This is a genomic window from Thermomonas sp., from assembly GCF_041905325.1.
Taxonomy (GTDB): Bacteria; Pseudomonadota; Gammaproteobacteria; order Xanthomonadales; family Xanthomonadaceae; genus Thermomonas.
This window is the reverse complement of record NZ_JAYRLK010000017.1, coordinates 1-8274: the sequence shown is the minus strand read 5'-3', so window position 1 is coordinate 8274 and position 8274 is coordinate 1. Positions and strand designations below refer to the sequence as shown.

10 protein-coding genes are annotated in these 8274 nt (G+C 66.0%); 7 read left to right on the top strand and 3 right to left on the bottom strand.

The features are described 5' to 3' along the window. The first annotated feature begins 76 nt into the window (after window positions 1–76). Both ACE3OK_RS12180 and ACE3OK_RS12175 read left to right on the top strand, forming a co-directional pair. Complete coding sequence (locus ACE3OK_RS12180; protein ID WP_374249817.1) at window positions 77–910, top strand: HNH endonuclease; 834 nt, start codon at window positions 77–79, stop codon at window positions 908–910. A 518-nt stretch (window positions 911–1428) separates the two neighbouring features. Then, window positions 1429–2181, top strand: a complete 753-nt coding sequence (locus ACE3OK_RS12175; protein ID WP_374249815.1) for an energy transducer TonB — start codon at window positions 1429–1431, stop codon at window positions 2179–2181. A gap of 189 nt (window positions 2182–2370) precedes the next feature. Here ACE3OK_RS12175 and ACE3OK_RS12170 read toward each other — a convergent pair whose 3' ends face one another. Next, complete coding sequence (locus tag ACE3OK_RS12170; protein WP_374249814.1) at window positions 2371–3231, bottom strand: DUF6159 family protein; 861 nt, start codon at window positions 3229–3231, stop codon at window positions 2371–2373. A gap of 191 nt (window positions 3232–3422) precedes the next feature. Here ACE3OK_RS12170 and ACE3OK_RS12165 point away from each other — a divergent pair, with 191 nt between their 5' ends. Next, on the top strand, window positions 3423–3776 hold the full coding sequence (locus ACE3OK_RS12165; RefSeq protein ID WP_374249813.1) for an FKBP-type peptidyl-prolyl cis-trans isomerase: 354 nt from the start codon (window positions 3423–3425) through the stop codon (window positions 3774–3776). A gap of 63 nt (window positions 3777–3839) precedes the next feature. Continuing rightward, window positions 3840–4178, top strand: a complete 339-nt coding sequence (locus ACE3OK_RS12160; protein WP_374249812.1) for a zinc ribbon domain-containing protein YjdM — start codon at window positions 3840–3842, stop codon at window positions 4176–4178. Between the two features lie 9 nt (window positions 4179–4187). On the opposite strand, the gene ACE3OK_RS12155 is transcribed toward ACE3OK_RS12160, so the two are convergent. Together ACE3OK_RS12155 and ald are read right to left on the bottom strand one after the other, a co-directional pair. After that, window positions 4188–4703, bottom strand: a complete 516-nt coding sequence (locus ACE3OK_RS12155; RefSeq protein ID WP_374249811.1) for an adenine phosphoribosyltransferase — start codon at window positions 4701–4703, stop codon at window positions 4188–4190. 112 nt (window positions 4704–4815) lie between these two features. Then, the gene (gene ald, locus ACE3OK_RS12150; RefSeq protein ID WP_374249810.1) at window positions 4816–5934 is read right to left on the bottom strand and encodes an alanine dehydrogenase; all 1119 of its coding nucleotides are present in this window, start codon (window positions 5932–5934) and stop codon (window positions 4816–4818) included. A gap of 142 nt (window positions 5935–6076) precedes the next feature. Here ald and ACE3OK_RS12145 point away from each other — a divergent pair, with 142 nt between their 5' ends. From ACE3OK_RS12145 to ACE3OK_RS12135, 3 genes are read left to right on the top strand one after another with little or no spacing between them, the layout of a single operon-like run. Continuing rightward, window positions 6077–6559: an Lrp/AsnC family transcriptional regulator gene (locus ACE3OK_RS12145; protein ID WP_374249809.1), complete on the top strand. Its 483-nt coding sequence runs from the start codon at window positions 6077–6079 to the stop codon at window positions 6557–6559. Between the two features lie 34 nt (window positions 6560–6593). Beyond that, on the top strand, window positions 6594–7322 hold the full coding sequence (locus ACE3OK_RS12140; protein ID WP_374249808.1) for an HAD family hydrolase: 729 nt from the start codon (window positions 6594–6596) through the stop codon (window positions 7320–7322). Window positions 7323–7341: 19 nt separating this feature from the next. Beyond that, entirely contained in the window at window positions 7342–8217 is an 876-nt protein-coding gene (locus ACE3OK_RS12135; protein ID WP_374249807.1) for an SDR family NAD(P)-dependent oxidoreductase, read from the top strand. Window positions 8218–8274 lie beyond the last annotated feature (57 nt).

The window sequence follows — 8274 nt, the reverse complement described above, 5'->3', positions numbered from 1 at the left end:
AGCGCCGGAAACGGCGCGTAAGCGCGGTGAACGAAGCTGAAAACTGCTCTGTGGCCAGGAATTGAAGATTCGCGGCGTGTTGTTCAGACCTTCCCTAAATCCGAATGATCGGTCAAAACTCAACCTGCCCCAGCTGGTGGCAGCGCTTGCTTTACTCCCTGACTCGATTCGCGAAGATCACGGTCGCGCGGTGTATCCATTGCGGCCTAAGGGCTACGTCATCAGTTCAATTACATTTGATGTCGAGCTGCTAGGGGCCGATACGGCACTATGCACCCCCTTGCGCATGCGAATTCTGCACGACGGCGGGGAAATTGATTTGGTATCTCGGTTGCAACGAGTCGGTCAATTATTGCGAAGTGAGCAGGTGCCGGCGGACAAGATAGAGGTTGTCGCGAGCTTCCTCTCTCTTGTGGAAAAAGGTTCCTGCTCCTCTCAGCTTAGAGTCTTGGCGGATCATCTCCTTCAGTGGGTCGAAAATGACTCTGATGCTTCAGCATTCCTCGATGCGCCAAGTGACATTGTGATTGATGAGGCTGCCGCCGTTGAGGCAGGTGTCACTGCGCCAGCCGTCGAAAATATGACGGCGGATGAGACGAAGCGCAAGCTCAGGATGCATTACCGAATTGATCGCAGTCGAGCAATCAGGCGCGCGAAAGTCAATCAGTTCATGGGGAAATATGGTGGCGTTTACTGCGAAAACTGCTCGTTCGATTTTGGCAAGCGATACGGTCAGCGCGGGGAGGGGTTCATCGAGGTGCATCATGCTATACCGCTTGCGATATTGTTGCCTAATACGGTGACTCGCCTGTCGGATCTTTTTCTGCTTTGCGCAAATTGTCATCGCATGGTGCATCGTCAGCGCCCGGATCTAACGCCGAACGAGCTGAAGAGAATTACCATTCTTTGAGGAAGACCCGGATCAGAGTCGACTTTCCGAAAGGCGGGCCTGTCCTGCCTTATTGGTTAAACGGGTCAGAGAACATTTCCGTTGTCTACCTTTCGCCTTTGCGAGACCCGGGTTTGATTCGATTTTAGCAAAGGAAAAATGCATGCAGCAGTCGGGGTGCTTCACCGTTCGAATGCAAACCGTGTGTGGCGCGCTGTTGGGCGGGGCCGCGCTTTTGGCTGGCGTGGCGCAGGCGGCAAAGCCGGAAGCGCCCAAGCAGGCACTGGGAAACGGGGTCAGGTTCACTTCCCTGCAAAGCGGAAAACTAACGGGGTCAGGTTCACTTACCCCAGCGCAAGAGGCCCGCACATCGCGGGCCTCTCTCGTTTCGTGTTGACGCTCTCACTCCGCTGCAGGCGAAAAACCCGGGTCCGGAAGCCGGAGCGGCGCCGTGCTTCGGGGCGAAGCCGGTGCCGGCACCTCCATCTGGTAAAACGTCATCGTTGGCACAACGCGCCGAATGATCGAGGGGGCGAACGATGGGGACGACGGTGCGGCGTGCCGTGTTGCTGGGCGGCCTGCTGTGGATGGCAGGTGTGGCGCAGGCCACGGCGCCGGAGAAGGCGCCACTGCCGCGGCAGCTCCAATTCGATTTCAAGGCGACGGTGCAGGCCGATGGCTCGGTCATGGATGTCGAACCGGATGCGGCCCTGCCGGAGCCCATCAGGGCCATGATCCGCACGCGCGTGGCCACGTGGCGGTACACGCCGCTGCGTTGGCAGGGAAACGCCGTGCCTTCGCCGGTGCTGCAGCAGATCAAGGCGGAGACGGTGTCGATGCCCAACGGAGGCGTCGCGCTGCGGGTGATCGAAGTGACAGGGCAAACGAGGACATTCCGTTCTGCCGACCGGCCGGCCGGCGTCCCGATGCCGCCGCCCCGGTTTCCGCCGGAGTTGATGCGCGAAGGCGTCAACGCGGTGCTGGTGTATTCGGTGCTGTACGACGAGGCCGGCAAGCCGCAGCAGGTGGATCTGGTCTATCCGGCCAAGTCCGATCGCGTGACCAAGCGGCTCGACCAGGCGGCGCGCGATGCCATGCGGGAATGGGTGGCGCCGCAGACGTTCGGCGGCGAGGCGATCGTCTGCCGCGCCAGGGTGCCCATCACGTTCACCACCACCGTCGATGGCCGGTCGTTGCGGGTGCCGCCAGAGGTGGACGCGTCCTTCGGGAAGTACACGGACCTGTGTCCTGCCGCCAAGCTTGAAACCGAGGTGGTGGGTACGTTCTTGTAGGCAACTAATGGTCACTAACGGGGTCAGGTTCACTTATCCCAACGCAAGAGGCCCGCAGACCGCGGGCCTCTCTCGTTTCGCATTGACGCCCTGACTCCGCGGAAAGCGAAACTCCGGGTCAGCGTCGACGTTCCATGCAGGGCGGAACAGGCCCGCCATGCACGCATCCGGGCGCAGCGTCCGTGCCGCTTACTTCACCCGGAACGCCTGCCCCAGCAGCTGCGCGTCGAAGCCCTGGCTGTTGCCCGCGCCGGTGGCGTAGCGATACAGCGCCGCCGAGTAGATGCCCGACAGGGCCGACTGGATCAGCGCGGCCAGCAGCAGCACGACGATGACGGCGGCCACGGCCAGCCCGATCAGCACGCCGTTGCCGGTCGTCGCCGCGGCCACGATGGTCACGACGCCCGCGATGGCCAGCCCGACGTAGAGCAGGCTGAACACCAGGCCCACGCCGCCCTGGCCGATCAGGTTCTCGCCCCAGGTCTTCTTCAGCAGCAGCGCGCTTTCCTTCACCGCGTCGATGGGGCCGATGTTGCGCGTCACCAGCACCGGTACCACGAGGAAGCTGGCCAGCGTCCACGCCACGCCCAGCGCGCCGGCAACCAGCTTGCCGATGAGGCCCGAGCGTTCCTGCAGCGCGCGCAGGACCATGCCCACGGTCGCGGCGATGGCGGCGTAGCCCAGGATCGGCAGGGCCTTGCCGGCGGCGATGCGCAGGCCGTCGCGCAGGGTCGGGTCGCCGCCGTCCAGCCGGATCATCGCCGCGCCCACCAGCGCGGAGTTGAAGAAGAAGATCACGAAGTACTGCGCCAGGTAGAACAGGAACGCCAGCAGGTAGGCGGCCAGCGGCACGCCGCCGTTGCCCAAGCCGTCCAGCGCGCCCAGGCCCAGCGCCGGCAGCACGAACGCCGCCGCCACGACCAGCGCGCAGATCGCGGACAGCAGCGGGAACACGAGCAGTTCCTTGTCCTGGGCCAGCACGCCGGCACTGGCCTTGATGAGGCCCCAACTGCGGGAAAAGCGTTCGAACACGGCCGTCTCCGGTTGCATGGATAGAGGTGGGCAGTATGCGGGGCAGAACGGGTTCGGGGTCACTTAACCCGACGCAAGAGGCCCGCAATATGCGGGCCTCTCTCGTTTCGCGTTGAACCCCCGTGCCAGGGTCGACTCTCCTTGCGAGTGTGGGCAGCGCGGTGCCGCTACACTGCCCGCCTCACTCCACACCACCGAAAGGACACCCCATGGCCCTCACCACCACCGCCTCCGGCCTGCAGTACGAGGACACCGTCGTCGGCAGCGGCGCCGAGGCCAAGCCCGGCCGCAATGTCACCGTGCACTACACCGGCTGGCTGTTTGAAAACGGCGAGCAGGGCGGCAAGTTCGATTCCAGCAAGGACCGCGACGAGCCCTTCATCTTCGCGCTGGGTGCCGGCATGGTCATCCGCGGCTGGGATGAAGGCGTGCAGGGCATGAAGGAAGGCGGCACGCGCACGCTGATCATCCCGGCCAGCCTGGGCTACGGTGCGCGCGGTGCCGGTGGGGTCATTCCGCCGAACGCCACGCTGAAGTTCGAAGTGGAGCTGCTGGGGGCCTGAGCGGCGGCGATAGGCGCGGGCGCGTAAAATGGCCGGTTCCATTCACATTCCAATGCCCCCGCCATGACCACGTTGCCGCCCTGCCCGAAGTGCCAGTCCGAATACACCTACGAAGATGCCGGCAACTGCGTGTGCCCGGAGTGCGGGCATGAGTGGCGGCCCGGCGAGGTGGAGGTCGGCGACGAGGCGAGGGTGGTGAAGGATGCGGTGGGCAACGTGCTGGCCGATGGCGACACCGTCACCGTCATCAAGGACCTGAAGGTGAAGGGGTCGTCGCTGGTGGTGAAGGTGGGCACCAAGGTGCGCAACATCCGCCTGGTGGATGGCGATCACGACATCGATTGCAAGATCGACGGCATCGGCCAGATGGGGTTGAAGTCGGAGTTCGTGAAGAAGGCTTGAGGCCGGGCTTCACACCACCAGCGCGGCTTGCAGCGGGGTGCCGTTCCAGCGGGCGCGTCCGCCGAGGGCGGTGATTTCCATCAACACGCTGGCGCCGGCAAGGTCGGCCCCCAGCCGCTGCGCCAGTTCGCGCGCAGCCAGCAGGGTGCCGCCGGTGGCCAGCACGTCGTCCACCAGCAGCACGCGCTCGCCGGCGGTCACCGCGTCGGCTTGCACCTGCAGCACGTCTTCGCCGTATTCCAGCGCGTAGCGTGCTTCCAGCAGCGGCCCGGGCAGCTTGCCGGGCTTGCGCAGCGGCACCAGCCCGGCCCCCAGCGTGCGCGCCAGCGGGGCACCGAACAGGAAGCCGCGAGATTCGATCGCCATCACCGCCTGGATGCCGGCATCGCGCCACGGCAGGGCCAGGGCGTCGATCGCTGCGGCGAACGCGTCGGCGTCGGCCAGCATCGGCATGATGTCCTTGAACAGGATGCCGGGCTTGGGGAAATCCGGCATGTCGCGGATCAGGCGGGTCCAGTCGGTCATCGGGCGATCCCGTGCAAAACCGCATCATGCCGTGGCGCGGGCCGCAAGCGAAAGGGGACGGCCAGGCCGTCCCCTTCGCAAGCCCGTCGCGGACGGGAATGTCGTGCCGGGATTACAGGCCCAGCACGCTCTCCGCGCTGACGTAAGGCAGGCCGTGCACCTGTGCCACCGGTGCGCAGGTGACCTTGCCATCCACCACGTTGAGGCCGTTGCGCAGGTGCGCGTCGTCGATCAGCGCCTGCTTCCAGCCCTTGTTGGCCAGCGCCAGCGCGAACGGCAGGGTGGCGTTGTTGAGGGCGAAGGTGGACGTGCGCGCCACCGCGCCGGGCATGTTGGCCACGCAGTAGTGCACGATGCCGTCGACCACGTAGGTGGGCTCGGCGTGGGTGGTGGCGTGCGAGGTCTCGGTGCAGCCGCCCTGGTCGATGGCCACGTCCACGATCACCGCGCCCGGCTTCATGGTCTTGAGCATGTCGCGGGTGATCAGCTTGGGTGCGGCAGCCCCCGGGATCAGCACGGTGCCGATGACGAGATCGGCGCGCTTGACCAGCTCTTCGATCGCGGCGCGGGTGGAGTACACGGTGGAGATGGCCGGGCCGAATTGCGCCGACAGGCGCTTGAGTGCATCCGCCGAGCGATCCACCACGGTCACTTGCGCGCCCATGCCAATGGCAATCGTGGCCGCGTGGGTGCCGGACACGCCGCCGCCCAGCACCACCACTTCGGCCGGGGCCACGCCGGGCACGCCGCCCAGCAGCACGCCGCGGCCACCTTGCGCTTTCTCCAGCGCGTGCGCGCCCATCTGCGGGGCCAGCCGGCCGGCCACTTCCGACATCGGGGTGAGCAGCGGCAGCGAGCCGTTGGCGGCGGTCACGGTTTCGTAGGCGATGCAGACCGCGCCGGAGTCGATCAGGTCGCGGGTCTGCGGCGCGTCGGGGGCCAGGTGCAGGTAGGTGAACAGGATCTGCCCCGGGCGCAGCTTCTTGCGCTCGTCGGCCTGCGGTTCCTTCACCTTCACGATCATGTCGGCGCTGGCGAAGATCTCGTCGGCGGTGGCCAGGATCTTCGCACCGGCGGCGATGTAGTCGTCGTCCGACAGGCCCGCACCCAGGCCCGCACCCTGCTGCACCACCACTTCATGGCCGTGGTGGACGAGTTCGTGGACCGACGAGGGGATCAGGCCGACGCGGTATTCGTGATTCTTGATTTCCTTGGGGACGCCGATGCGCATGCTGGTTTCTCTGGTGGCAGGCGCCAGCCTCCCCGGCGCCGGAAGGTTGGCAGTATGCGCTTGCAAACGCGCATTCTGTCGCCAATTTGGCCGGTGGATACCGCTATAATTCGCATGACATTCTGAACATTGCAGCAAATAGATGCATAAAATTCAGCCGCCGGGCATGACCCTCGACGAGCGCGACCGCGCCATCCTGCGGCTGTTGCAGCACGACGGCCGCCTGACCAACCTGGAGCTGGCGCAGCGCATCAACCTGTCGCCCTCGGCCTGCCTGCGGCGGGTGAAGCTGCTGGAGGATTCCGGGCTGGTGGCGCGCTATGTGCTGCTGCTGGACGAGGAGCAGGCCGGGTTGCCCGGCACCGCCTTCGTGCTGGTGACGCTGGACCAGCAGGGGCGCGGCGCGCTGGATGCGTTCGAGGCGGCGATCCACGACCATCCGGAAATCACCGAATGCTGCCTGCTGGCCGGTGCCGCCGACTACATGGTGCGGGTGGTGTATGCCGATGCCGCCGACTTCGAGCGCATCCATACCGAAATCCTCACCCAGTTGCCGGGCGTCACCCGCGTGCAGACCACGTTGACACTGCGCACGGTCAAGCGCACCACGGCGTTGCCGGTGTGAGCGGGCGAGAATGGCGGGCGATTACACTACGCACATGCACACACCCCCACGCGGCATCGCCATGGTCGGCTTCGACGCCGACGACACCCTCTGGCGCAGCCAGGATTTCTTCGACGAGGCGCAGGCGCAGTTCGAGCGCATCATCACCCGCTACGTCGACCTGGAAGACGTGGGCAAGCGGCTGTACCAGTACGAAGCGCGCAACATCGCCTTCTATGGCTACGGCGTGAAGGGCATGGCGCTGTCGATGGTGGAAGCGGCGGTGGACATCACCGAGGCGCGCATCAAGGCGGCCGACATCAAGCGCATCATCAAGCTGGCCAAGGATCTGCTGCGGCACCCGGTGGAAGTGCTGGGCGACGTGCGCGAGGCGGTGGCGGAGGTGGCGGCGCACTACCCGGTGGTGTTGATCACCAAGGGCGATCTGTTCCACCAGGAAGCCAAGGTGCGCGAATCGGGACTGTCGGAACTGTTCCGGCGCATCGAAGTGGTCAGCGAGAAGGACCCGGGCACCTACGCGCGCCTGCTGGAGGAATTCCACGTGCCGGCCGCGCGCTTCCTGATGGTGGGCAACTCGCTGCGTTCGGACATCCAGCCGGTGCTGGAACTGGGCGGCTGGGGCGTGCACGTGCCTTACCATCTGACCTGGATGCATGAAAGCGGCGTGCAGCTCACGCAGGGGCGCGAGCGCATGCGCGAGATCGCCGGCATCCGCGAGCTGGCCAGCGCGGTGCGCGAGCTGGACGCGCTGGCAATGCAATGAGCAACAACGGAGCAGACGCATGATCGATTTGAACGGCCGGGTGGCCATTGTCACCGGCGCGGGCGGCGGGCTGGGGCGCGCGCATGCGCTGCTGCTGGCGCAGCGCGGTGCCAAAGTGGTGGTCAACGACCTGGGCGACGCCGCCGACCTGGTGGTGGCGGAAATCCGCGCCGCCGGTGGGCAGGCGCGCGCCGGCAAGTGCTCGGTGGCCGATGCCGAAGCCGTGCAGGCGATGGCGGATGCGGTGCTGGCCGATTGGGGGCGCATCGACATCCTGGTCAACAACGCCGGCATCCTGCGCGACAAGAGTTTCGCCAAGATGAGCCTGGACGATTTCCGGCTGGTGCTGGACGTGCATCTGATGGGGGCGGCCCACTGCACCCATGCGGTGTGGAACACGATGCGCGCGCAGAACTATGGCCGCATCGTGATGACCACCTCGTGCAGCGGCCTGTACGGCAACTTCGGCCAGGCCAACTACGCGGCGGCCAAGATGGGGCTGGTGGGGCTGATGCAGACGCTTGGCATCGAAGGGGCCAAGCACGACATCCGCGTGAACTGCCTGGCGCCGACCGGGGCCACGCGGATGATGGAAGGCATCCTGCCGGCGGAGCAACTGGCGCAGTTCAAGCCGGAGCTGGTCAGCCCGGCGGTGCTGGCGCTGGTGGCCGACAACGCACCCAACCGCGCCATCCTCAGTGCCGGTGCCGGCGGGTTCGAACTGGCCTACATCGCCCTTACCCAGGGCATCGCGCTGGGCGAGCAGGCAACCGCGGAAGCGATCCTCGAACGCTGGGTGGAGCTGAGCAACCGCGATGGCGACTTCGTGCCGTCGCAGGGGTTCGACCAGGCCCGCCACGAATTGCACAAGGGCGGGTTCCCGGTCGGGGGGTGACGCGGGGAGCGCCAGCGGGCTTCCTCCTGTAGCGAAATCAAGGAGGAGGCCGCGGGC